Origin of the sequence: Pseudomonas sp. KK4 (genome assembly GCF_001984065.1) — a bacterium.
Taxonomy (GTDB): domain Bacteria; phylum Pseudomonadota; class Gammaproteobacteria; order Pseudomonadales; family Pseudomonadaceae; genus Aquipseudomonas.
Window position 1 is genome coordinate 43,173 of sequence record NZ_LYVP01000010.1, and the last position, 22,802, is coordinate 65,974.

At 59.1% G+C, this 22,802-nt stretch carries 24 protein-coding genes; 15 read left to right on the forward strand and 9 right to left on the reverse strand.

All coding sequences use genetic code 11. The features are described 5' to 3' along the window. Positions 1 to 45: 45 nt before the first annotated feature. The 3 genes from B0W55_RS31505 to B0W55_RS06145 all read left to right on the forward strand — a co-directional run bounded on the left by B0W55_RS31505 (position 46) and on the right by B0W55_RS06145 (position 1,962). Complete coding sequence (locus tag B0W55_RS31505) at positions 46 to 477, forward strand: methyl-accepting chemotaxis protein (RefSeq protein WP_371807258.1); 432 nt, start codon at positions 46 to 48, stop codon at positions 475 to 477. Between the two features lie 73 nt (positions 478 to 550). After that, a complete protein-coding gene (locus B0W55_RS06140; protein WP_077045118.1) occupies positions 551 to 1,336 on the forward strand; it encodes an EAL domain-containing protein in 786 nt (261 codons plus the stop codon). Positions 1,337 to 1,506: 170 nt separating this feature from the next. Further along, complete coding sequence (locus B0W55_RS06145) at positions 1,507 to 1,962, forward strand: PAS domain-containing protein (protein ID WP_077045119.1); 456 nt, start codon at positions 1,507 to 1,509, stop codon at positions 1,960 to 1,962. Between the two features lie 89 nt (positions 1,963 to 2,051). Here B0W55_RS06145 and B0W55_RS06150 read toward each other — a convergent pair whose 3' ends face one another. Then, positions 2,052 to 3,428 (reverse strand): heavy metal sensor histidine kinase, encoded by a 1,377-nt coding sequence (locus tag B0W55_RS06150; RefSeq protein WP_077045120.1) that lies wholly within the window; start codon positions 3,426 to 3,428, stop codon positions 2,052 to 2,054. Then, positions 3,425 to 4,096 carry a heavy metal response regulator transcription factor gene (locus tag B0W55_RS06155; protein WP_077045121.1) on the reverse strand — a complete coding sequence of 224 codons (672 nt, stop codon included), beginning with the start codon at positions 4,094 to 4,096 and terminating at the stop codon, positions 3,425 to 3,427. Before B0W55_RS06155 ends, B0W55_RS06150 begins: the two co-directional genes overlap by 4 nt. Before the next feature lie 192 nt (positions 4,097 to 4,288). Between B0W55_RS06155 and B0W55_RS06160 the strand changes: the two genes are divergently transcribed. Together B0W55_RS06160 and uraH are read left to right on the forward strand one after the other, a co-directional pair. Beyond that, positions 4,289 to 4,750 (forward strand): heme-binding protein, encoded by a 462-nt coding sequence (locus B0W55_RS06160; RefSeq protein ID WP_371807259.1) that lies wholly within the window; start codon positions 4,289 to 4,291, stop codon positions 4,748 to 4,750. Positions 4,751 to 4,760: 10 nt separating this feature from the next. Then, complete coding sequence (gene uraH, locus B0W55_RS06165) at positions 4,761 to 5,171, forward strand: hydroxyisourate hydrolase (RefSeq protein ID WP_077045123.1); 411 nt, start codon at positions 4,761 to 4,763, stop codon at positions 5,169 to 5,171. 138 nt (positions 5,172 to 5,309) lie between these two features. Here uraH and B0W55_RS06170 read toward each other — a convergent pair whose 3' ends face one another. Next, positions 5,310 to 5,939 carry a dTMP kinase gene (locus tag B0W55_RS06170; protein WP_077045124.1) on the reverse strand — a complete coding sequence of 210 codons (630 nt, stop codon included), beginning with the start codon at positions 5,937 to 5,939 and terminating at the stop codon, positions 5,310 to 5,312. Positions 5,940 to 6,296: 357 nt separating this feature from the next. Between B0W55_RS06170 and B0W55_RS06175 the strand changes: the two genes are divergently transcribed. Further along, the gene (locus B0W55_RS06175) at positions 6,297 to 6,512 is read left to right on the forward strand and encodes a hypothetical protein (RefSeq protein WP_077045125.1); all 216 of its coding nucleotides are present in this window, start codon (positions 6,297 to 6,299) and stop codon (positions 6,510 to 6,512) included. 33 nt (positions 6,513 to 6,545) lie between these two features. Here the strand turns inward: B0W55_RS06175 and B0W55_RS06180 are convergent, their stop codons facing one another. From B0W55_RS06180 to B0W55_RS06200, 5 genes are read right to left on the reverse strand one after another with little or no spacing between them, the layout of a single operon-like run. Beyond that, entirely contained in the window at positions 6,546 to 8,273 is a 1,728-nt protein-coding gene (locus B0W55_RS06180) for an ABC transporter ATP-binding protein (protein ID WP_077045126.1), read from the reverse strand. A gap of 57 nt (positions 8,274 to 8,330) precedes the next feature. Further along, entirely contained in the window at positions 8,331 to 9,533 is a 1,203-nt protein-coding gene (locus B0W55_RS06185) for an aminotransferase class I/II-fold pyridoxal phosphate-dependent enzyme (RefSeq protein WP_077045127.1), read from the reverse strand. Beyond that, on the reverse strand, positions 9,520 to 9,780 hold the full coding sequence (locus B0W55_RS06190) for an acyl carrier protein (RefSeq protein ID WP_077045128.1): 261 nt from the start codon (positions 9,778 to 9,780) through the stop codon (positions 9,520 to 9,522). Before B0W55_RS06190 ends, B0W55_RS06185 begins: the two co-directional genes overlap by 14 nt. A 36-nt stretch (positions 9,781 to 9,816) precedes the next feature. Continuing rightward, the gene (locus B0W55_RS06195) at positions 9,817 to 10,734 is read right to left on the reverse strand and encodes an NAD(P)-dependent oxidoreductase (RefSeq protein WP_256576204.1); all 918 of its coding nucleotides are present in this window, start codon (positions 10,732 to 10,734) and stop codon (positions 9,817 to 9,819) included. After that, positions 10,731 to 12,479 (reverse strand): fatty acyl-AMP ligase, encoded by a 1,749-nt coding sequence (locus tag B0W55_RS06200; RefSeq protein ID WP_256576205.1) that lies wholly within the window; start codon positions 12,477 to 12,479, stop codon positions 10,731 to 10,733. Before B0W55_RS06200 ends, B0W55_RS06195 begins: the two co-directional genes overlap by 4 nt. A 399-nt stretch (positions 12,480 to 12,878) precedes the next feature. Here B0W55_RS06200 and B0W55_RS06205 point away from each other — a divergent pair, with 399 nt between their 5' ends. The 9 genes from B0W55_RS06205 (at position 12,879) to B0W55_RS06245 (ending at position 21,972) form a co-directional block, all read left to right on the forward strand. Continuing rightward, positions 12,879 to 14,033 (forward strand): N-acetyltransferase, encoded by a 1,155-nt coding sequence (locus tag B0W55_RS06205; RefSeq protein ID WP_256576206.1) that lies wholly within the window; start codon positions 12,879 to 12,881, stop codon positions 14,031 to 14,033. Further along, complete coding sequence (locus B0W55_RS06210) at positions 14,017 to 14,847, forward strand: nucleotidyltransferase family protein (protein WP_077045131.1); 831 nt, start codon at positions 14,017 to 14,019, stop codon at positions 14,845 to 14,847. The genes B0W55_RS06205 and B0W55_RS06210 overlap by 17 nt, the downstream gene beginning before the upstream one ends. Before the next feature lie 72 nt (positions 14,848 to 14,919). Further along, positions 14,920 to 15,990: an LPS export ABC transporter permease LptF gene (gene lptF / locus B0W55_RS06215; RefSeq protein WP_077045132.1), complete on the forward strand. Its 1,071-nt coding sequence runs from the start codon at positions 14,920 to 14,922 to the stop codon at positions 15,988 to 15,990. Further along, positions 15,990 to 17,072: an LPS export ABC transporter permease LptG gene (gene lptG, locus B0W55_RS06220; protein WP_077045133.1), complete on the forward strand. Its 1,083-nt coding sequence runs from the start codon at positions 15,990 to 15,992 to the stop codon at positions 17,070 to 17,072. The genes lptF and lptG overlap by 1 nt, the downstream gene beginning before the upstream one ends. A 76-nt stretch (positions 17,073 to 17,148) precedes the next feature. Further along, on the forward strand, positions 17,149 to 18,333 hold the full coding sequence (locus B0W55_RS06225) for a CDP-alcohol phosphatidyltransferase family protein (RefSeq protein WP_077045134.1): 1,185 nt from the start codon (positions 17,149 to 17,151) through the stop codon (positions 18,331 to 18,333). A 31-nt stretch (positions 18,334 to 18,364) separates the two neighbouring features. After that, positions 18,365 to 19,294 carry a diacylglycerol kinase family protein gene (locus tag B0W55_RS06230; protein WP_256576207.1) on the forward strand — a complete coding sequence of 310 codons (930 nt, stop codon included), beginning with the start codon at positions 18,365 to 18,367 and terminating at the stop codon, positions 19,292 to 19,294. Positions 19,295 to 19,381: 87 nt separating this feature from the next. After that, the gene (locus tag B0W55_RS06235; protein WP_256576208.1) at positions 19,382 to 20,275 is read left to right on the forward strand and encodes a hypothetical protein; all 894 of its coding nucleotides are present in this window, start codon (positions 19,382 to 19,384) and stop codon (positions 20,273 to 20,275) included. 38 nt (positions 20,276 to 20,313) lie between these two features. Further along, positions 20,314 to 21,075 carry an aspartyl/asparaginyl beta-hydroxylase domain-containing protein gene (locus tag B0W55_RS06240; protein ID WP_077045137.1) on the forward strand — a complete coding sequence of 254 codons (762 nt, stop codon included), beginning with the start codon at positions 20,314 to 20,316 and terminating at the stop codon, positions 21,073 to 21,075. A 63-nt stretch (positions 21,076 to 21,138) separates the two neighbouring features. Beyond that, on the forward strand, positions 21,139 to 21,972 hold the full coding sequence (locus B0W55_RS06245; protein WP_077045138.1) for a metallophosphoesterase: 834 nt from the start codon (positions 21,139 to 21,141) through the stop codon (positions 21,970 to 21,972). Positions 21,973 to 21,990: 18 nt separating this feature from the next. Here B0W55_RS06245 and B0W55_RS06250 read toward each other — a convergent pair whose 3' ends face one another. After that, positions 21,991 to 22,800: an NTP transferase domain-containing protein gene (locus B0W55_RS06250; protein ID WP_175645473.1), complete on the reverse strand. Its 810-nt coding sequence runs from the start codon at positions 22,798 to 22,800 to the stop codon at positions 21,991 to 21,993. Between the last annotated feature and the right edge of the window lie 2 nt (positions 22,801 to 22,802).

Consider the following 22,802-nt stretch of genomic DNA (forward strand, 5'->3'; position numbering starts at 1 on the left):
ACCGCACTTGAAGGTGCCCGAGTGGTGCAGGAGACCGCGGATGTCATGCAAAGCCTGGCTGGGGAATTGAATCACGCAGCCGAAGGTATCAATGATGTCAGTCAGCAGTCGGAAGTAATCAGCAGCATCGTGCAGACCATCCGTGGCATCGCAGAACAAACGAATCTTCTTGCGCTGAACGCAGCCATCGAAGCGGCTCGGGCCGGAGAGCAGGGTCGAGGTTTTGCGGTGGTCGCTGACGAAGTGCGAAATCTTGCTTCGCGCACAAGCCAGGCGACTATCAAAATTGTCGAGGTGGTGCAGCACAATCGTGAATTGGCCCGGGGGGCAGTGGCCAGGATGGAGGCGAGTAAAGACAAGGCAGAACAAGGCGTCAAATTAGCCGGTGAGGCTGGTCAAGTAATCCTGGATATTCAGGACAGTGCTCGCCAAGTCGTACACGCGATCAGCAAGTTCTCGTCGACATTAGCCAGATGATTGAGCCTTGCGGCATGTACAAAATGTTGGCTTGATCGATAGCTTCATAGTGATTGAAAAAACGGGGGTTTGAATGAAAGAAAGATCGCGACCGGAACCTCCTTGTAAGGCCTGCAGGGAGGGCAATGAACTGGGTTTTGAGTTCAGCATGGCGTTCCAGCCCATCGTAGATCTGCGCGATAACAGTATTTTTGCCTACGAGGCTCTGGTACGTGGTTGCGATGGCACTGGTGCGGCTGCCATTCTTGGACAGGTGAACGAACAGAATCGTTATGCCTTTGACCAAGCATGTCGAGTCAAGGCTGTCGAGCTTGCTTCACGTTTACAAATACCCTGCTTTGTCAGCATCAACTTCTTACCCAATGCGGTATATCAAGCCGCCACGTGCATTCGGGCGACGCTTGAAGCTGCGCGCAGATTTGGATTTCCCACCGAAAGGCTGATTTTCGAGATCACCGAAAACGAAGAGCTGGTGGACAAGGAACATCTGAAAAGCATCATTCGAGAATATCGCCTCAAAGGCTTCAAGACAGCGATAGATGATTTCGGTGCTGGGTACTCGGGGCTTAATTTGCTGGCAGAGTTTCAACCTGACATCATCAAACTGGACATGAGCCTGGTGCGTAACATCGGCACTGACCCGGTGCGACAGGCCATCGTCCAAGGTATATTAGGTGTATGCAAAGCGCTCAATATTGAAGTGATTGCAGAGGGCGTAGAGACCCATGCCGAACTGCAGCAGTTACTGGGCTTTGGCATTAACTTCTACCAAGGTTATCTGTTCGCAAAACCCGAATACGAAACCCTGCCTGACGTGCAATGGCCGACATCCGATAACGGCGTTCATTTCAGCCCATAGCAATCGTTCCTGGCCCACCAGGGTTTCCAGCCAGAATCGCGAGCGATTGGCCGTTGAACCCTCTGAACTCAGCGGCCGTGTATGGCGCTAATGCCGATGGTTATACTGATGACTTCGTGTAAGGCGGGTAATCGCCAAAAATGAGATGTCACTCACTGGGGCTCTGAGAAATGATCGACGCAGAACTGCTAAAACTCGTGGTTGAAGCCTCCAACGACGGCATCGTGGTAGCAGAGCAGGAAGGCGACGAAAACATCCTGATCTACGCGAACCCAGCCTTTGAACGCCTGACGGGGTACAGCATTGACGACATCCTGTACCAGGACTGCCGTTTCCTGCAGGGGGATGACCGTGACCAAGCCGGCTTGACGGTAATCCGCGAGGCGATAAGAAACGGTCTCCCCTGCCGACAAGTCATTCGCAACTATCGCATGGACGGCAGCGCGTTCTGGAACGAACTGTCAATTACCCCCGTGTTCAACGACACCGATCAACTGACTTACTACATTGGTATCCAGAAAGACGTCAGCGTCGAAGTTGAGGCTAGAGAGCGAGTGCGTGAGCTGGAAGCTGAAGTCGCACAGTTGAAGACCCAACTGGCTCAATTGCAGTCTAAAGCCCGTTAGCGTCAGGGCGCCTTGTTTTCGACCAGACAATGACCGCCATCCAACTGTTCAGCCGTCAGTCATCGTAACGGCGTTGCGTCCCAGCGGGTTCAGGTTCCGGCACTTTCAAGGGGAAACACCAAGTGAAAGCGGGTACCCGCTTCGGTACTGTCAACGCTTACAGAGCCGCCGTGCAGTTGCATGATTGAGCGCACAATGGCCAAGCCCAGGCCACCTGAGTCGTCGGGCTGATTACGTGAAGGGTCGCACCGGTAAAAGCGCTCAAACACTCGCGGCAGATGTTCTGCTGCAATAGGTTCGCCGTGGTTGTGCACCGTAATTTCGAGTGTTCCTTGCGAAACTCTGCTGCTGATCGTCACGGCAGATCCGGCAATTGCGTAGCGCAGTGCGTTGGCCAGCAAGTTGGCCAATGCTCGACGGATCAGGCCTGGATCACCCAGCAAGTGGTCCTGAGTCTGGTTTATCAGTTGCACATCTCGCTCTTGCGCCACGCCTTCGAAATACTCACATAACTGCTCAATCAGATCGTGCAGGCCCACTCGCTCAAGTTTTACGCAAGTGTTCGGTTGCTCGGTCCGGGCAAGAAACAGCATGCTGTCGATCATTCGTGCCAGCCTTTCATACTCTTCCTGATTGGAAACCAGCAGGTTCTGATAGTCCTCGATCGAACGGCTGCGCCTGAGGGCTTGCTGGGTATGACCCATCAGGTTACCGAGCGGGGTTCGCATCTCATGGGCGAGGTCTTCAGAGAAACGTGAAAGCTGGGCGAATCCGTCTTCAAGGCGTGCAAGCATTTGGTTAAGGGCACTGCAGAGCAGTTTGAGCTCGGTCAGTTCATTGAACTCATCCAACCGCAGATGCAAGTGCTGCACATCAATTCCAGCGGCGCGCTTGGCCAGCAGGCGCACAGGGTACAAGCCTCGTTGACTGACCCACCAACCGAGTGCGAAAGCCAAGAGCGCGCCGACAGACATGGCCAACCAGAGCTTGAGTCGGTAGGCCCCCAGCATTTGGTCGCGCTCACTCAGCAGCTTGCCGGCGATCAGGGTCAAACCGCGATCACCCTCCGTGACATCCTTCCAGGCGAGCCGCACTGACTCCGTAGAGTGATCGTCACCCAGGCGAGCCTGGGGTGCAGCCGACAGCTTGGGCAAGGTCATGCGCACTGGGTTGATTTCGATCAACACTTTGCCGGTGTCATCAACGATCCAGAGCAGATTGTCGCGATTGCCCAACATGTTTTCGTAGAGCTTGGGCCGACCTCGCAGCTGCTCGATGCTGTCGCTGTCGCTGATCAATGCTTGCATTCGATCCAGTCGTCCCAGCAGCGCCTGGTCATCGCGCCAGGCAATCTCTCGCTGCAACGATTGATAAAGATAAAAGCCAATGGAGCCCAGGAGCAGCGTGCTGACCAGCGCGAACATGATCGCCAGGCGCAGGCTCAGGGTGCGCGGAAAGAGTTTCAGGATTGCACCTCGAGCATGTATCCGATGCCACGCACTGTGTGTATCAATTTAAGTGAATATGGATCGTCAACCTTGGCACGCAGTCGACGAATAGCGACATCCACCACATTGGTGTCACTGTCGAAGTTCATCTGCCAGATCTGCGAGGCAATCAGCGAGCGCGAAAGCACCTCCCCTTCACGACTGAGCAGCAGATGCAGCAGGGCGAACTCCTTGTTGGTCAGGATGAGACGCTCACCGTTGCGCGTTACCCTGCGTCGCAACAAGTCCAGGGTGAGGTCGCCAGCCACAAAATGCTCAACCTCGCGAGGCGGGCCGCGACGCAGCAAAGTGCGTACGCGTGCCAACAACTCCGCATAGGAAAAGGGCTTTACCAGATAATCATCGGCTCCCGACTCCAACCCCTTGACCCGATCATCAATCGAATCGCGTGCGGTGAGAAAAAGTACCGGGGTCTGCCACTTGCGCCGAATGATTTGCAGCAATTGCCAGCCATCCAGCCCCGGCAGCATGACATCCAGAATGATCAGATCGAACTCACTCTCCTGTACCAAATGCTGGCCATCCAGCCCATTAAGGGCAACCTCTACGACGTAACCCGATTCGGTCAGGGCTTTGCGCAGGTAATCGGCCATTTTCGTTTCATCTTCAACCACCAGGATACGCATCTGTTCCTCCAGGACTGGAGCACAGGCTAGCTCGCTTCGCTGATTTCTCACATTACAAATTGGTAATCCGCAGGCAATGATACTGACGGGGCGGGCTGGTCATGATGTCTGGCAATGACTCATACAGACTCAACCGACCAAGGAAACAGCATGCGTACAAGCCTATCGACTTCATTGCTGATCACACTCGCAATGAGTTCTGCGTTCGCCGTTGCAGCCCCGGCCCAAGTGGCACAGCGCAAGGATGTGACCCTTGCAATGGCCAATGATCTGCTGGATGCCGCGCTGATGGCCTGTCATGCCGATGGCCGCACAGCCGTTGCCGCAGTGGTAGACCGCGCAGGCAATCTGGTTGCCCTGCAACGCGACGACAATGTGGGCCCGCACAACACGCTGGCCGCGCAACGCAAAGCCTATACCGCGCTGTCGACCAAGACCTCCACGCTGTTGTTGGCGCAACGCGCCCGCGCTAATCCAGATGCAGAAAACCTCAACACCCTTGACGAGCTATTGCTGCTCGGCGGCGGCGTGCCATTGCAATTTGAGGATGAAGTCATCGGCGCCATCGGTGTCGCCGGTGCGGGCGGCGCTGCAAACGATGAAGGTTGTGCAGCAGTCGCTATCAACAAAGTTTTACCTGCCGTTAAAAACTAAGGACATCACCATGACTGTATTGAAAGGTTTCTTCGCTGGCGCGGTATTGAGTGCCCTGTCTGCCTTTGCATCAGCGGCCACCAATCCATTGAGCGTGCACGTACTCAACTTGCAGGATGGCCTGCCCTCCCCTGGCGTCAATGTCACGCTGGAAAAACAGGACGGTAAAGACTGGGACATGCTCAACAGCGCGGCAACCAATGAGCAAGGTCGTATCACAGGGCTGTATCCGGAAGGTCGGGATCTGGAGAAAGGCACCTACCGTGTCACCTTCAAAACCGGTGAGTGGTTCAAGGCGCACAAAACGGCCAGCTTCTTTCCAGAGGTACCGGTCATTTTTGAGGTGGACGGCACCGTTGCGCACTACCATATCCCGTTGCTTCTGAGCCCGTACGGCTTCTCCACCTACCGAGGAAATTGACAGTCAAGTGATGCGTGATGGCGCAGCAGAGCGTCCATGGCGAAATGTGCGGCTGGCGTGAAGGGCGAGGGTGTCCGCGTACTTTCAAGCGAACACCATTGCTCTTCACGCCGGGACTTCGGTGCGTCAACGTAGCGTTCACTCCTCGCCGAGCAGCAGCGCAGGTAATTGATAAATCTCACCAACGACCTGCATCGTCGCCTCCTCGATCGTCCCCTCATTACGACACAAAACCCACCCCTGATCCGCAACCGCCTGTTCGAACGCCTCGGTACACGCGATCTGTTCCGCCAGGCTGTGAATCACCGTACTGCCCAATCCACGAGATCGCGACGCAGCCCTTGCCCATGAAATATCCGGGGATGTGACAACGCCGACATGCAGGTCCGGCACTTGCACGTTCCGATCAATGTTCAACCGTAGAATCTCTGCAAACGGTACCATCCGGCGAAACGCGGCATCGGATGGATACCAGCGATCGATCAGGATAATGCTGCCCGATGGTTGCTCAGGCAGTACATGCCGGCTGATCCACAGGCGGCTATCTGCAAAGCGCCGACAAACCTCCAGCTCCAACTCCCTGCCAGGGTTTCTGACGAGTTGGTTAACGAGCGCCATTGTTTCAGCCCTGCAGGGATCGTTATTTCTCTCGCAAAGCCGGATGACCTTCCTGTTATCAGCCCTCAGTGCTTTCGTAACGGCTTCCAACAGCGTGGTTTTGCCCGTGCCCTTGGGCCCGTCCAGAGAAACGAATATCGGACGGGTCATTGTTCAAGCATCGATTGACAGACGGTTTTTCCAGGACTGAAAGCGTGCATTGGCATCGGGTTACCTTAACAAGTAGGGTGCTTCTGAACCCTATGATCGCCTGTAAGTTAAACGCTGTCTCAGGCATTGACCTGCGGACTGTGCCTTGCCCTCCCCCCAACCACCGTTTTGCACCACACAAATCCCTCCCACGGTTTCGCCACGCCGTTTGATCGCTGTGGTTGCACGCAGCGCTTTGGGATTCACATCCTTTGTAATGACCGCACTGCACAACTTTCGTGATTTTCCGATTTTGCGGCGTGTGGTACGGCGTGATGATGGCATTCGTCTGAGTTCATTCACGCGAGGTAATGATCGATGCAAACCATGCTGCAAATTCAGCAGCTGCAGTTGAAGCTCGTTGAATCGGCTTCAGTCAGCGAAAACTGTGCAATCGACCTGATGGACATTCTTTTCAAGTTGAAGGCTGAGCAGGCGAAAGATGTGCTCGGCATCATCGAGGTGTTGTTGAGCGAGGCCGAGGCGTTGAAACAGCTGTCACGGGATGTCTGGGCGAGTCATGGGTGTGCGTGATGGCCAGGCACGCACCGTGAAACAATGACGCGATCAAACTTTCGCCTCGTCAGTGCGGGTGCCATCAGGATCGAAGGCGTTTTCTATGGCCGACACCTTGCCCTCCCGTACATCGAGAATCTGGTCGGCAATGCGGATCATGGCAGGACGATGGGACACTGCGATGACCGTAATGCCAGGGGTCAGATTCTTCAGGACCTGGCATATCTCGGCCTCCGATTCCGGATCCAGCGCACTGGTGGCTTCGTCCAGGATCAGCAGCTTGGGGCTATGGGCCAGGGCTCGTGCGATGACGATGCGCTGCCTTTGGCCCCCGGACAGTTTGGCACCCCGCTCGCCTACGATCGATTGCAGCCCGCCCGGGCACTCCTGCACAAACTGCCACGCGCCGGCCTGACGAAGCGCGCGCTCCGCATCCGCGGCATTCAAGGCCTTGTCACCCAAGGTGACGTTCGCCAGGATGCTATCGTGCAGCAGTAGCGTTTCCTGTGTGACGTAGCCGATCATTCGGCGCCACGCTCTCCTGTCCAGGTCATGCAAATCATGGTCGTCTACCCTGATGCGCCCCGATTGTGGCGCCAGCAGCGAACAGATCAGGTCGAGCACAGTGGTCTTGCCCGCACCGGAAGGACCGATCATGGTGGTGAAGGTACCGACCGTAAAACTCATTGAGACGTCGTCAAGCACCTGACGCCCGCCGTAGCCAAAGTGGATATTTTCAAAGGTGATATGCCGCTTGAGGGCAGGAATGCGGGTGCCGCCGACGGGCTCGGCGTCGGCGATAGCGTTGTCGATCGATTCGTTAATGGCCCAGTAGGCGCTCTCTTGAGCGGCCATCCGGTGATAGCGCTGCTGCGCCTTGTGCAGCAAGCCCAACATGCGTATTACCACGAATATAAGCACCATCACCGAAGACAGCGGCAGCCCGCCCATCACCAGCCCGGCGTAGAGACCCGCCGCAGCAAGGATCGCCAACATGGGCTCCTGCAGGGCCCGCAGTGTTTCGCGGCTCATCACCTCACGTTCCAGTGCCGTGTTGAGCTCGCCGGCATGACCGCGCAGCAGGGAGTCGGCGATGTCATCCCGGGCCATGGCCTTGAGCGGTTTGACCGAAGCCAGCGTATCGGTCAGGTAGACCAGCAGCTCACGCATCAGTCGGGTCTGGCTTTTGCCCACGCGCCGCGATGTCTTCACCAGCCCCCGCACAGCCACCAGCAACACCGCACCGATCAGCAGCGACAGGAGCGCCGCCTGCCAGGAAACGAAAAGCGCGATGACTGCATAGGCCGCCGCCTGTATACCCAGTGCCAGCATATTGGCGGCGTGCTCATACGCGGTGGAAGCACGGTAGGCTTCGGTCGCCACGGCATTGGCCAGGGCGCCCGCCGGCTGGCGCAGATAATATTCCCAGCGGCTGCCCAGCGACGCCTTGATCAGGTCAATGCGCAAGTCAGTCGCCACATGCGCCACCGTGTAGCCAACCTGCCGATTGCCCAGCAGTATCAGCAGGTTGCTCAGCGTCATGCCCACGACGATGATCACCAGCATGTTCGCGATGGTGGGTTGCAGACCGATCGCGTCCATTATCCCGAAGACCTGCACCGCCAATTTTGAGTGCGGCTGGTCCTCCAGCACAGCCGATATCAGGGGCAGCATCGTGCTCAGACTGACGCTTTCAACCACCCCTGCCAGCAGCAAGCTGAGCAGCATCAGGACGGTACGGGCCGGATAAGAGCGGCCAAAGGCAAAAATAATCCGCATGAGTGTCGTTCACTATGACTGGGTAAAGATTAGCTCACCGACAGCTCGCGACACTTATCAAGCGCCCACTGTGACGAGGCCCATCGGGCTGCGCAATGAAGCGAAGGCCTCGATGATCTGGTCTATTTGTTGGGGTGTATGCGCCGCACTGACGCTGCAACGCACCAATGTGACGGCACCGGGGGTCGCGGGAGGAAGGACCAGATTGACATAGACGCCCTTCTCTATCAGCGCTCGCCAGACAGCCAGGCCCTCGTGAGGCGAATTGAGCATGACGGCAATCACCGGGCTGGCTTGCGGCCCCAATCGGTAGCCGGACTCTGCCAAACCCTCATAAAGCCGCCGGGCGTTCGTCCACAGCTGACGCCGCAACTGCGGGCGTTCCTTGATGGCCATCAGCGCCGACCTCACCGAAGCGATCGCCGAAGGTGCAGGCGAAGCAGTGAAGATGTAAGGTCTGCTGGCGTAGCGCAGCAGGTCCATCTGCGCGTCGTGGCAGGCCGCAAATCCGCCGACGGCGCCCAGGCTCTTGCTGAACGTGCCCAACAGAATGTCCACCTCCGAGTCCACGCCCAACGCCTCGGCCAGCCCTCGCCCTTTTTCACCCAGGACGCCAAAGGAATGCGCTTCGTCAACCAACAGGTAGCCTCCGAGGCGACGTTTGACCTCGACTATTTCCCTGAGCGGGGCCTGGTCACCCAGCATGCTGTAGATCCCTTCCACCAGGATGATCGCTTCGCGCGCGCGTTCGCCGAGCCGGATCATGCGCCGCTCAAGGTCAGCGACGTCGTTATGGCGGAACCGGATGATCTCCGCGCCTCCCAGTTTGCAAGCGTCGTAGATGCTTGCGTGGCAATCGGCGTCAAGCAACACCACCTCGCGCGCGCTTGCCAGCGTTCCGATGACGCCCAGGTTGGCGACATAGCCCGTGGAGAACACGATGACCGAACGCCGCCCCAGAAACTCGACCAGTTCCTCCTCCAGCGCGCTGTGCCCGGCGTAACTGCCGTTGGCCATGCGCGAACCGGTGGTGCCAGTGCCTTCAAGCTCCAGTGAGCGCTGTGCGGCCTTGATACTGTCGGGGTCGAAGGTCAGCCCGAGATAGTTATTGGTGCCGGCCAGAATGACCTTTTGGCCCTGGATGCTGCCCTCGGTCGGGGAATACATCTCATCGATGCGAATCCCGAAAGGATGCAGGTCTGAATCCGTGAGACTGGCACGCTCCGCTGCCAGTTTGCCGAACTTGTCAAACAGTCCCATCGGCATGCTCCATCAGGTTGAGAATTGCGTGTGACAGCTGCGCGGGTGTGCGCACATCCATCAAAATATTGAGATGGATCGAGATGTCGAATTCGTCTTCCAGCTCCATCAGCATGTCCATCACCTTGATCGACTCCATACCCAGGTCCTGGGCCAGATCGGTATCCGGGTAAATTGACGCGCCGGGAGGTGCGAACCGCCCGATGAGCATCAGCACCCTTTGGAGTATCGCTTCTTGTGTGATCATCATCGGTCTCCTTGAGTTCAGTGGCTCTTTGCCCGCTCAGAACAGGTGATTGCGCAACGCTTGCCGCAAAAGAATCCGCGGCTCCCAGCCCAGCGTCGCGCTGATGTGCGCATTGCTGCACGTCCAGTCAGGGTGCATCAATTCATTGACTTTACCGGGGGTCAGCATGGGGGCCTGGCGGGTGAACCGGGACAGCACCAGGTTCGCCCGGGCGATCCCTTTCAATACTGCACCAGGGAATACCGCTTGCCGTACTGGCGCCTGGCGGATATCGGAGGCGATGCCCGCCAGGCTTGCCCAGTCATAACCCTGCGCCTGGCCGTCACACAGCTCAAAGGTCTGCGATTGCCCGACAGGCGCATCCAGCCACTGCATGACGGCACTGACCAAATCGTCCACATGGAGAAAGCTGAACAGTGAATCATCCCGACCCAGGGTCACCAGCCAGCCGCGCAGCAGCCACTCGAACACCGGGCGCAATTCGCGGTCGCCGGGGCCGTAGACAGCGGTCGGCCTGAAAATGCACACCGGAATCGGTCCGGCCGCGGCATTGACCTGTCGTTCGCCTTCGAATTTGGAAGCGGCGTACCAGGACAACGTCGGATGACGGGCGGCAAGGGACGAAATCAGCAGAAAGCGCTCGCAACTGCCGCTACGCCGTGCTGCCTCCATCAAGCGCTTGCTGCCCAGCACATTGACCGCGTCGAAGTCCCTGGCATCTCGGCCCCTGACCTTGCCAGCACAGTGAATGACCGCATCCGCCCCCCGGGTGAGCTCGGCAAGCGCCGGTTCATCTTCGAGTGTTCCCTTGATCCACGTCGTTCCATCCTCTGCCGTCCCGCTCCGGGAGCGAGCCAGGGCCCGCACTTGCACGCCACGGTCGACCAGTCGCTGGCGCAAGACACCGCCAATGAACCCGGTAGCACCGGTGAGCGACACCACGCGTACGGTCACGTCTGCTCCAGTGCCGGGCAAGAGCGGTCGATGTTCGCCTGGGCCATGAATCGCTCAAGGGCCTCGGCACGGGATGGCTTGCCCGAGGAGGTTCGAGGCAGCGAGTGAGGCGGCACAAGGTCAACCTGGGCTGCGAGACCAAACTCACTGATGATCTTCGCAACGAGGGTGCGCACCAGTTGCTCGCGAGGTTGCGGCTCACGAATGCGACATTGAACCTGAACCACGACCTGGGGCTCATCATCGCCGGGAACAATGAATACGATGGCATCGCCGGGCCGCAGATCGGGTTCGGATTCCACCAGGTACTCGATATCCTGCGGCCAGATGTTTCGACCGCGGACAATGAGCAAATCCTTGCGCCGGCCGGTGATGTGCAGTTCGCCCCCGGACAGATAGCCCAGGTCACCGGTGTCGAGCCAACCATCTTTCAACGCTGCCCGGGTATTTTGCGGGTCATTGAAATAACCCGCCATGACGCTGGGCCCGCTCACGAATATCTCCCCTATCTGACGTTCAGCAACCACCCGCCCCAATGCATTGCGAATCTCCACCCGATGCCCGGACAAAGGGGCGCCGCAATTGGTAAACGCACAGCTTCCCGGATCATCCGCGGCGACTGTCTGGGCCCTGAGTTGATGCTCCACGACCTGGCGATCGACATGATCGACCAACACCCCTACCCCGCGGCGGGCGAAGCTGACGGCAAGCGTGCTTTCCGCCAGGCCATAGCAAGGGGTGAATGCAGCCGAGTCGAACCCGCTGTCGAGAAAGCATTGCGCAAAACGATTCAAGACCGATGCCCGAACAGGTTCTGCCCCGATCCCCGCGACACGCCAGCAGGAGAGATCCAGCGCAGCTTTCTCGGAATCCCGGATTCGCCGGGTACACAGGTCATAGCCGAACGGCGGTGCGACAGAAATAGTCACCCGGTTCTGACTGATCAGTTTGAGCCATTGCCCGGGTCGCGTGGCAAAATCCCGGGTGTGCAGGTAGTCGACGGTCAGTTGCGCGGCCATGGGTGCCAGGACAAAACCCACCAGGCCCATGTCATGATAAAACGGCAGCCAGGAGGCACAGCGGTCCCCCGGGCGAACGCCGATACCTTCCACGACGATGCCTCTGACATTGGCCATCACTGCACGCTGGGTGATGATCACACCGCGAGGAAAACGGGTACTGCCGGAGGTGTATTGCAGGTAGGCGATGTCCTGCGGCTCTACAACGGGAAGTTCCTGCACCGCGGGCAAGTCGCTCATTTGCGCTACAGTCCCCACGAACACCTGCTGGGAGTTGCCCAGCGCTTCGCGGACACAGGGCAGCCACTCTTCCAACCCCAGGACGGCCGATGGCGTGCAGTTGGCGAACAACCCTTTCAACTTGTCGACGTAAGAACGATGGCTTCCCAGGCTGGAAGGGACCAATAGAGGAACGGCGACCAGGCCGGCGTATTGGCAGGCGAAAAACGACTCGATAAAGCTTGGGTGCGTATCGGCGATCAACGCAACCCGGTCGCCCTTCTTTAACTTGAGCCCAATTAGCCGTTGAGCAATTGCCACCGCATTACTTCGCAGCGTCGCGTATTCAATCGCAGTACTGACCTGGCAATGTCTGTCGTAGAAGTTCATGCCGGTTCGACCTGAAGCGGCATAATCGAGCGCTTCCACCAGCGTGGAAAAGTCGGCCAGACGTTGGTTGAGTGCCTGTTTTGCAGTGGTCGCAGACATAAAGAAACACCCATCCATTTAGCCCGAGAAAGGAAAATTCAAATAGCGGGTTGACCAACTGTCCCAGTCAATCGACTGGTGTTTACTGCCCCCCTTTGCCGTTCCCTGACGTCCAGACGCCAGGGATAACCGGCTGGCAGAAAATCTTTTGAGCTTTTCAAGTAATTACAAAGCCTAACGCAATACTAATCGGCATCTGGGTGAGCGCAAATTTTTTCCAGAATCAGCGACGACCGGCGAGCAACGCCTCTGGCAATAGCACACCGCGGTCAACGCGCCCCCACGATAACTACAATGCATTTAAGCCTTAGAAAAGCATTGGCGCCAATATTTGGATCACACCCGCCCTCTTCCAATACTTGAGCTACGCTCTCACGGGCAAAGCCAAACAGATGCTAGTTCAACTGATCCTGACTTTTGTGGCCAACGATGACCAATATGAAGTTGCCAATCATTACGCGACCTGTCCTTACACGTTTGGATCTCAAGACATTCATCACTTTCCCCGGCACTCTTTATCGCAACGATCCTTGTTGGGTCGAACCGATCCACTATGAGCGCCATGAACTGCTTTCCAAGAAAAATCCGGCGTCCCCTCATCTGACATGGCAGGCATGGCTGGCCTGGTCCGGCAACCAAGTCGTGGGACGGATCACCGCACAGATCGACACCCTGCACCGGCAATTGCACGGTCAGGATTCAGGTCATTTCGGGATGCTTGAAGCCGTGGACGACCCCGCTGTATTCGACAGCCTGTTCGCGGCGGCAGAGGCCTGGCTGCGCGAACATGGCGCTGCTCGTATCACAGGCCCTTTCAACCTGACCATCAACCAGGAAAGCGGGCTGTTGGTGGAGGGATTCGAGACTCCGCCGTCCGCCATGATGGGACATGGTCAGCGCTTTTATGACCAACGACTCACCGCCCTGGGCTACCGGCAAGCCAAGGACCTGCTTGCCTACTGGATGCGCACCGACCAATTGCACTTCCCGCCGGCCTTGTCGGCGATGATGGCGCGTGAGCGACAGCGCGTGGTGATCAGGCCGCTGGACACCCGACAGTTCCGGCGCGACATGCGAATCCTGCGGGAGATCTTCAATGATGCCTGGAGCCGCAACTGGGGCTTCGTACCCTTTACCGAGTCCGAATTCTTCGAGCTTGGCAGCCAATTGAGGCTGCTGGTCCCCAAAGACCTGTTGTACATCGCTGAAGTCGACGGCGAACCCTGCGCGTTTATCGTGGCCATCCCCAACATCAACGAGGCGATCGACTCCCTCGAAGGGCAATTGCTGCCCTTTGGTTGGCTGCGGCTGCTGTGGCGGCTTTACGTCAAGGGGACGCGCACCGCTCGGGTGCCCCTGATGGGCGTCAAGCAGCGTTACCAGTTCAGTCGATTGGGACCTACACTCGCCTTGCTGTTGATCGAAGCGCTCAAGCCGCCCTTCGTCAAACGTGGCATACAAGCGCTGGAAATGTCCTGGATCCTGGAGTCGAATGCTGTGATGCGCAAGATCCTGGAGCAGATCGGTGCCACCCCTTACAAGCGCTACCGGATTTATGAAAAGCAAATCTGAGGCGAAACCATTCACGGCGCTGGTGCTGGCTGCAGACCGGGCCACGGACGATCCCGTTGCCGCGCTTGCCGGGACAGGCTGCAAGGCCCTGGTGCCGGTGGCCGGGGTTGCGATGGTCCGTCGCGTGGTCGAGGCGCTGGAGGCCAGTGAGCGGATCGAGCGAATCGTACTGGTGGGCCCTGCACGGCATTTACTGGAGCAGGATGCCTCGATGTCGCCATTGCTCGACACCGGCAGAATCAGTTGGCTGCCACCGGCCAACTCCCCCAGCGCCAGCGCGGCCCAGGCATTGGCGCATCAACCCGCCGACAGACCCGTGCTGGTCACCACGGCGGACCATGCGCTGCTGTGCCCGGAGATGGTCGACTATTTTCTTGAGCAAGCGACATCGGGCGGCCATGACTTCGTGGTGGCGGTGACACCACTGGAGACGGTGCTGGCCCGTTTTCCGGGGACCCGCCGCACCGGTATCCGGCTTCGCGGCGGCCCTTATTGCGGCAGCAATCTGTTCGCCTTCATGAACGAGGATGCGCGACGCCTGGCCAGCTTCTGGCAACGGGTCGAACAGGATCGCAAGCATCCCCGGCGAGTGATTGCCGGTGCGCTGGGCATCCCGGGAATACTGCGATACCTGTTGGGTCGATTAACCCTGGAACAGGCACTGCAACAGCTTTCCGCCAGGCTGCACGTGAGGATCGGCGCGGTGATCATGCCTTTCGCACAGGCCGCTATCGATGTCGATTCACCGCTGGATTATGAGATGGTGGAGAGGTTCCATGCCCAGAAAAATCAATCGATACCGAGCGATGCCTGATGGCGTTGGGGGGGGTCACTGCGCACGTCCAGGGGGCTTGTGCGGATGCGTGCGACGGTCAGGGGCCAGTACATGTTTCTGATCGAACGCTATGTGATTGCAGAAATCCGGCGCCCCGTGGTGGTCATGGTCAGCATCCTGGTCTTCATCTTTGCCAGCTACTCCGCCGAGCGCTACCTCGCTGACGCGGTCGAGGGCACGCTTGCTTTGCAGGCAGTGCTGGAAATGGTGTTCTACAAGGTTCTGATCGCGCTGGAAATGCTGGTGCCTGTGGCGCTGTATGCCTCGGTGACCCTGGCGGTCGGACGCCTGTGCCACGACTCCGAAATCATCGCGATCTCGGCTTCGGGTGCAAGCCCGCTGCGCCTCTATCGGGCTGTCCTGCTGCTGGCGATACCCATCTCGCTGGCGGTGGCCCTGCTCTCACTCTACGGGCGCCCCTGGGCTTATACCCAGGCCTATGTACTGGAGCAGCAATCGCGCACGGACCTGGACGTCAATCATCTTCAGGCGCAACGGTTCAACCTGAACAATGAAAACGGCAGGATGATCCTGGCCGATCGGATCGACCGCACTGATGGCCGGCTCCACGATGTACTGATCTATGATCCGGGCGACTCGAAAACCCGCGTGTTTCGCTCCGAGCAAGCCCGCATCCTGGATCCTGATCCAGACGATCCGATCGTGGAGTTGACCCAGGGCCGTTCGTATCTACTCAAGCACAGCTCATCAAAGGATATTTCGGAGCAGTTCGTGCACATGAGGTTGCATTTGCCCCCCGTCGAAAGGGCCGCCGAAGGTAAGCGCAAGGCGGCTCCCAACGACGTGTTGCAGGCCTCCGGCGCACCGTTGGACAAGGCCGAGCTGCAGTGGCGCCAGACGCGGGGTGTGAGTGCCACAGTCCTGGCATTGCTCGCCATCCCGTTGAGTCGCAGCCGGCCCAGGCAGGGACGGTTCGCCACCCTGCTGCCGGTGACCGCAGCCTTCGCCTTGATCTATTACGCAGCGGACATCTGCAAGACGATGGTGGGCAACGGCACCCTGCCCTTGTATCCGGGGCTGTGGACCGTGCCGCTGCTGATGAGCCTGGCGCTGCTGGTTCTGCTGGCGCGGGACCTGGCACTCTTTCGGTTCGGCAACTGATGAAAATCCTCGACCGCTACATTGTCCGTCATGTGTTCTTCGGTTTCGTGGCAGCCGCAGCGCTGCTGCTGCCGCTATTCACCACGCTCGACCTGGTGGGTGAACTGGATGATGTGACGCCTGGCGGGTACCGCTTGAGTCAGGCCATCGAGGTCGTATTCATGACGCTGCCACGCCGTGTCGTCGAGCTCGGCCCCTTTATCGCCCTGCTCGGTGGCATTGCCGCGCTGGGCCAGTTGGCGGCCACCCGGGAACTGACGGTCATGCGCGCTACCGGGCTGTCGATTGCCCGCATCGGGTTTACGGCGACGCTGGCCGGGCTGGCGCTGGCGCTGGCATGGGCGGCGCTGGATGAGTGGGTGGCCTCCCCCCTGCAGCAAGATGGCCTGGAGCTGCGCAACGAAGCCATGGCTGCCGGTGCGCAGGCCAGCAACGATCAAGGCAGCGTATGGGCCAGGCAGGACGATCAAATCGTGCGCGTTGGCAATCTTCAGCACAAACGGCTGCCGGTTAATATCGAGATTTTCAGGTTCGACAAGGACCGCTCACTGGTTTCCTACATCTTTGCCGAATCGGCAGACATACAGGACGCAGGCCAATGGCGCTTGAACAACGTCCAGGTCAAACAGTGGGACCAGGGCAAGGAAGCTACGCAGCAACTGGACCATATGCCCTGGCAATCGATTTTTGGCGGCGCGCGACTGGGCGACATTACCTTGCCGACCGACAGCCTGTCCGCTCGCCAACTCTATCGGTACATCGCCTACCTCAAAGGCTCGGGCCAGCCCTCGGCGCAATACGAAATGGCGATGTGGCAAAAAGTCGGGCGACCGATCCTGACCCTGGCAATGATCCTGTTCGCCATCCCGTTTGCCTTTGCCCAACCGCGTTCGCCCAATCTGGGTGCGCGGCTGGCTTTGGGTGCGCTCGTCGGGTTAATGGTCTATGTAAGTAATCAAATCATCGTAAATCTCGGTCTTCTGCTAAAGATGAACACACTGATCACGACGCTGGGGCCGGCACTGATCCTGCTCGCAGTGGCCATTGTGACGGTGGGTTACATGGACCGGGGCAATCGTTGAAACAGCCCAGGCTTTTCATTGGATGGGGTTGCGCCCCGTGTTCCTTCAATCAACCCGAATCGGTGCAGGCGGAACAATGAAGACTCCCGTATACCTGATCAGCAGCAGCCCGGTACGTCTGTGGGGCCTCACTTCCAGAGAGCGACTGGGTCGCATGCTCGCGAAGTTACCCGACGCCCAACTCTGCGATGCCGGCGATCCATTGCCGGCACAAGGCGAGGTCGTCCTGCTGCGCGAAGACTACCTCTACGATGAACGCGTACTGCGGGGGCTGTTGAAAACGCCTGAAGTCGCACTGCAGGACCCGCGAACCGGCGCCGTCGTCGCCGCCCATGCCAGTGTCGAGCGGCTCGCCCACTTGCCCAGCCTGGACACTGTCGCCGTAGCCGGATTGCGCCAAGTGGTTCCCGATACCGTGGCCACCGCCATGCAGACTCAACTGCGCAAATTCGATCCTCCGTGGGTCGCTCAAATCACTGACACCAATCAGGCGCATCTTGAAAAGTCATTGTTCAACGGCTCCTACAAAGGTGTCACCGACTTCATTACGCGAGCGATCTGGCCTGTCCCGGCTCGATGGGCCACCGTCTGGTGCGTGCGGCTGGGGCTGAGCCCCAATCAGGTAACGGCAGCCAGCTATGTCCTGGCCATCCTGGCGGGCGTTCTGTTCTGGCATGGGCATTTTGGCGCAGGGCTGATCGCCGGCTGGCTGATGACGTTTCTGGACACGGTCGATGGCAAACTGGCCCGTGTGACCGTGACTTCCACCCGCTTCGGCAACATTTTCGACCATGGCCTGGACCTGATTCACCCGCCGCTCTGGTATATCGCCTGGGGCATGGGCTATGAGGCGACGTGGGACTCTGACATACCGCTCACTCCGGTACTGTGGGCCATTTGCCTGGGCTACGTCGCGGGTCGGCTGTGCGAAGGCGCGTTCAAGTTCGCCGCGCCCTTTTCAATGTTTCTGTGGCGTCCGTTCGACTCTCTCAACAGACTGATTACCGCGCGGCGCAACCCCAACCTGCTCATACTGACTTGCCTGTGGGCATTGGATGCCCATGACACGGGATTGATCTGGGTGGCCGTCTGGACCTGCGTGTCGACACTGGTCCTGGGGGTTCGCACCGTATCGGCCCTTGTCTTGAAGCACCGAGGCCGCCCGCCACAGCCCTGGCTCAGCCGGATCGACATGGCCGCCGAACGTGATCGATTGATCGTGCGAATGTTTGCGCCCCGCTCGGGCCTCAACGATGCATGACGTTTGCCCGCGCCCACAAAAAGTCGGGGTCGTGCTCAACCCTTGCAGTGGCACGGTGCGACGCGCCCTGCCCAGGTTCCGTCGGCTTGCAGGCGACGTCCCCGGCGCCTCGGTGCTCGAAGCGACCACGGCCCGGGAGATCGCCCATGCCGTGCATGACTTGCAGCTCAACGAAAGCGACCTGCTGGTCGTTCTGGGCGGTGACGGGACCCTGCAGGCCGTGATTTCCATCCTGCTCAGCCATGAGCCTTGCAGGCTGCCTGCCGTGATGGTGATTCCGGGCGGCACCACCAATATGAGCGCTGTTGACCTGGGCGCACGGCTGAGCGTCGAAAAGGCGCTCACGCGCTTGTCCGCCTGGCTGTCCGGGAAGGCCGTCGCGCCAAAAGTGGTGTCCCGTGCGGCGCTTCGGGTAGACAGCCCGCTGCACCACGTGCCTCGATTTGGAATGTTCTTCGGCATCGGTGCCGTGGTCAACGGCGTGCGCTACTACCATCAGACGCTGCGGCCCAAGCGCGTACCCGGGGCGCTGGGGCCCGTGCTGGCGTTGGGCCGAATGCTGTTTGGCGCGCTGCATGACTTGCCACACGACCTGTTCCGCGCATTACCCGCTCGCCTGGGGACCCATCGTGGTGTCTGGGAACGTGACTGGCTGGTGGTGTATGCCACGACGCTGGACCGGTTGCTGGCTGGCAGCAGGCCCTATTGGGGCACCGAACAGCAGCCCATTCACCTCACCGCCATCGCGCACCGTCCCAGGCGGCTGGCCTTCATCCTGCCGCTTTTGCTTTGGGGGCGGGCTGTCTCGATGCTCAAGGAGCAGGACGGCTACTTCAGCCACAACTTCACCCGGATGGACCTGGGTGGCGCCGATGAATATGTGCTGGACGGGGAAATTTATGCGGCACAGGGCACCCTCACGCTCGCTGCCACAGACCCGATCCGCTTCATGACTTTCTAGGACCTGTGAGAGCCGATGCAAGCCGCAGACTCCATACCGCCTCCCTCGGACTTGCTTGAACGGGTCAGGGAGCAATGTACGCAGCCGATGTCCGGCGACCTAGACGGGATTGTCCGTGCAGTGCATGCGCGCCTGGGTGATGCACTGGTAGCGTTGCTGGTCTACGGCTCCTGCCTGCGCAATGGCGATCTGAGTGATGGCATGGTCGATCTCTATGCACTGGTCGATAGCTACGCGCACGCTCATCGCACGCGCGTGCAGCAGCTCGCCAACGCATGGCTTCCGCCCACCGTGATCGTCATCAGCGCTGCGACGCCCGATGGGCGCACACTCCACGCAAAATGCGCCATCCTCTCACTGCAGGACTTCGAGACGGGTACCCGTTCCTGGTTCCAAAGCTACCTCTGGGCCCGTTTTGCCCAACCGTGCCGGCTGGTCTATTCCAAGGACGAGCAGACGCAAGGGCGCGTCCATTTGGCGCTGGCTCAAGCGGTGATGACCCTGATGGGGCGCTGTATCGCCAGCCTGCCGGACCGATTCGACAGTTTTACGCTCTGGGAACAATCACTGTCGCTGACCTACCGGACGGAGCTGCGCCCGGAGGCAACCGATCGGCCCAGGCAATTGGCCAGGCATGACCTGGCCTATTATTCGCGCATCACTCAAGCCGCGGCGCCGTCATTCAAGCAAATGGCAGCCTGTGCAGGCGAAACCGACAGCTATCGCAACCTGTGCCCGCCGGCAACGCGCCGAGGCAATGAACGGCTGTGGAAACTGAGGCGGGTCCAGGGAAGGACCTTGAACGTGGCACGTCTGGTCAAATCGTTCTTCACCTTCGAAAACGGTGTCGACTACGTTATCTGGAAGCTGGAGCGCCACCTGGGTGAACCCATCGTCGTGACTCACCGGTTGCGTCGCTTTCCGCTGGTATTCGGCTGGCCCCTGCTCTGGCGCCTGCTGAAAAACCGCCGACTACGCTGAAGGGGCTCCCTGTCATCGCGAACAACAGAGGCAAACCCATGGATAGCGACGAACAACGCGTCTGCACCGCACCCATCAAGCGTAAGCATCGCCCCAGCGTGGCGCTCGGTTTGTGGGTCATCAAGCGCCTGGAAAAGATCATCCGGCGAAACTCCACGGTGGGCGACAGCCCTTTCTTCGAGCCTCGACAATTTGCGTGGGCTGCGGAGCTGGAAGCGAACTGGCGCAGCATTCTCAAGGAGCTTGAGGTCGTGCTCAACGACCGCGACCGACTGCCCAACTTTCAAGACATCTCCAAAGATCAGCGCAACATCACCCAGGACGACAAGTGGAAGACTTTTTTCCTCTACGGCTACGGTTACAAAATGGACAAGAACTGTGCCCGCTGCCCGGACACCACGAGAATCGTGGAAGCCATACCGGGCATGTTCACCGCATTCTTTTCGATCCTGGCCCCAGGCAAGCATATTCCCCTGCACCGAGGTCCCTACAACGGGCTGCTGCGCGTGCACCTGGGGCTTGTGGTGCCCGAGCCCCGGGAGAAGTGTCGCATCCAGGTCGCCGATCAAATCCGCCATTGGGAACGCGGCCAATGCCTGATATTCGACGACACCTACCGGCATCAAGTGTGGAACGATACGAGCGGCACCCGCGTGGTTCTGTTCCTTGATGTCGAACGACCGCTCAATGCGCGGGGCACGCTGCTCAATCGCCTGGTGCTGCGCCTGATTCGCTGGTCGCCGTTCATTCAGGACGCGCGCCGCAACCATCGTGCCTGGGAGCGTGGTCTTGAACCCTAGCGCCATCCACGGGCACGCCAGCAAGCACCGGGCACAGTCAGGCAACGAGGATTTCCAGCAACGATGACCAATCTTCTGCATATCTCCGATACGCATTTCGGCACCGAACAACCCCTTGTTCTGCAAGCCTTTGAAGCGCACGTCAAACGTCACGGCGCCGACCTGGTGATTTTTTCAGGGGACATCACGCAACGCGCCAGGCGAGCGCAGTTCGCTTCGGCCCAGGCGTTCATCCAGCGCATCAGGGACTACGGGGTAGCGCAGGTTCTGACGATACCGGGCAACCACGATATCCCCCTCTACAACCTGCTTGCGCGCCTGTTTTCGCCCTATGGGAATTATCACCGGTACATCGACAGCGACCTGGCCCCCATTTTCGAAAACGACGATGCCTTGATCATCGGCTTGAACACCACGCACCCTGCACGTCGCAAGGCAGGCAGGGTCACGGCTCGACAGGTCGAGGAAGTGGCCAAGCGGTTACAGCAATGCGATCCGCAAAAACTGCGCATCGTCGTCGCGCATCAACCGTTCGGCGCCATCGTCGCGTCCGACCGACGCAATCTTCAGATCGGTGCAGGGGCTGCGCTGCAGCGTTGGGCCGCAGCAGGGCTCGACCTGGTGATGGGGGGCCACATACATTTGCCCTACGTGCTGGCACTGAGCACGCAATATGCCGGGCTGGCCAAGGAAATCTGGGGCGTGCAGGCGGGAACAACTTTCTCGTCGCGGGTGCGTGGCAATGCCCCCAACTCATTCAATCGAATCTACCTGGACAAACGAGCAAGGCAGGTCAGCGTCGAGCGCTGGGAATACTCCCACGCGCGCAGCACGTTCGAGAGCAGCGTCGACATTCTCTGTGACTGCCTGTCATCAGCGGTGGCAAACCCGAGTTGAAGGGTTTGCCCCACCGGGTCACGAGCTCTCTTTCTCATCCTCGGCAAAGGCGATGGCCGTGCCGTTTTTGCGGCATGCCCAAAACTTGACCAGTGCCTGCGCTGCCTTGAGGTCGGCAGGAAAGTCCAGCTCATTCCAGTCCAGCCCTTCAATCGACTGTGCGAACACCTGCCCGGTTGTCGATGCCAGGTGATTGATTATGCTCAAGTACCAATTTTGCAGGGCTTCGGGACGGCGCATGCTGTCCTCCAGCGCACTGCGAAACAGCGGTCCGCCGCCTGCCTGAAAGTGCATCATGCCGATGGATTCACCGTCGACGCTATCCAGCGCAATCTGCTTGCTGACGGCGCTGATCCGATCACCGACGAGGCTGACTTTCATGTCGTCGCTGTCGTAAGCCGGTTTCTTGTCGATCGCCAGTGTGATGGCCCTGGCAGGCGCGTCCAGCAGCCTCTCCAATACCGGCGGTTCGAACAGCGTATCGCCATTGAGCAGGATGAAATCGTCATGCATGACATGGCGGGCCATCCAGCAACTGGCCAGGTTGTCGGCCACCTCGAAGAACGGGTTGTAGATTGTCGAGATCACGCCCGGCCCATAGCGATCGTGCAAAACTTTTTCAACCTGGTCTGCGCCGTAGCCGATCACTGCTGTGATCCGGGTTATTCCGGCAGCCATCAACGCATCGATCTGCCATTCAATAACCCGCAGCCCGCCGACATCGATCAGGCATTTGGGAGAGTTGGCCGTATAGGGAAGTAGCCGTCGACCTTGCCCGGCGCTCAATATGATTGCGGTAGTTCGGGTGCGTTGTTCAAAAAACCCCATAT

Bases quoted from the DNA above. Each gene is read 5' to 3' on its own strand.
- B0W55_RS31505 (WP_371807258.1), top strand. From the start codon at position 46: ATGCAAAGCCTGGCTGGGGAATTGAATCACGCAGCCGAAGGTATCAAT.
- B0W55_RS06140 (WP_077045118.1), top strand. From the start codon at position 551: ATGAAAGAAAGATCGCGACCGGAACCTCCTTGTAAGGCCTGCAGGGAG.
- B0W55_RS06145 (WP_077045119.1), top strand. From the start codon at position 1,507: ATGATCGACGCAGAACTGCTAAAACTCGTGGTTGAAGCCTCCAACGAC.
- B0W55_RS06155 (WP_077045121.1), bottom strand. From the start codon at position 4,096: ATGCGTATCCTGGTGGTTGAAGATGAAACGAAAATGGCCGATTACCTG.
- B0W55_RS06160 (WP_371807259.1), top strand. From the start codon at position 4,289: ATGAGTTCTGCGTTCGCCGTTGCAGCCCCGGCCCAAGTGGCACAGCGC.
- uraH (WP_077045123.1), top strand. From the start codon at position 4,761: ATGACTGTATTGAAAGGTTTCTTCGCTGGCGCGGTATTGAGTGCCCTG.
- B0W55_RS06170 (WP_077045124.1), bottom strand. From the start codon at position 5,939: ATGACCCGTCCGATATTCGTTTCTCTGGACGGGCCCAAGGGCACGGGC.
- B0W55_RS06175 (WP_077045125.1), top strand. From the start codon at position 6,297: ATGCAAACCATGCTGCAAATTCAGCAGCTGCAGTTGAAGCTCGTTGAA.
- B0W55_RS06180 (WP_077045126.1), bottom strand. From the start codon at position 8,273: ATGCGGATTATTTTTGCCTTTGGCCGCTCTTATCCGGCCCGTACCGTC.
- B0W55_RS06185 (WP_077045127.1), bottom strand. From the start codon at position 9,533: ATGGGACTGTTTGACAAGTTCGGCAAACTGGCAGCGGAGCGTGCCAGT.
- B0W55_RS06190 (WP_077045128.1), bottom strand. From the start codon at position 9,780: ATGATCACACAAGAAGCGATACTCCAAAGGGTGCTGATGCTCATCGGG.
- B0W55_RS06200 (WP_256576205.1), bottom strand. From the start codon at position 12,479: ATGGATGGGTGTTTCTTTATGTCTGCGACCACTGCAAAACAGGCACTC.
- B0W55_RS06210 (WP_077045131.1), top strand. From the start codon at position 14,017: ATGAAAAGCAAATCTGAGGCGAAACCATTCACGGCGCTGGTGCTGGCT.
- lptF (WP_077045132.1), top strand. From the start codon at position 14,920: ATGTTTCTGATCGAACGCTATGTGATTGCAGAAATCCGGCGCCCCGTG.
- lptG (WP_077045133.1), top strand. From the start codon at position 15,990: ATGAAAATCCTCGACCGCTACATTGTCCGTCATGTGTTCTTCGGTTTC.
- B0W55_RS06225 (WP_077045134.1), top strand. From the start codon at position 17,149: ATGAAGACTCCCGTATACCTGATCAGCAGCAGCCCGGTACGTCTGTGG.
- B0W55_RS06235 (WP_256576208.1), top strand. From the start codon at position 19,382: ATGTCCGGCGACCTAGACGGGATTGTCCGTGCAGTGCATGCGCGCCTG.
- B0W55_RS06240 (WP_077045137.1), top strand. From the start codon at position 20,314: ATGGATAGCGACGAACAACGCGTCTGCACCGCACCCATCAAGCGTAAG.
- B0W55_RS06245 (WP_077045138.1), top strand. From the start codon at position 21,139: ATGACCAATCTTCTGCATATCTCCGATACGCATTTCGGCACCGAACAA.
- B0W55_RS06250 (WP_175645473.1), bottom strand. From the start codon at position 22,800: ATGGGGTTTTTTGAACAACGCACCCGAACTACCGCAATCATATTGAGC.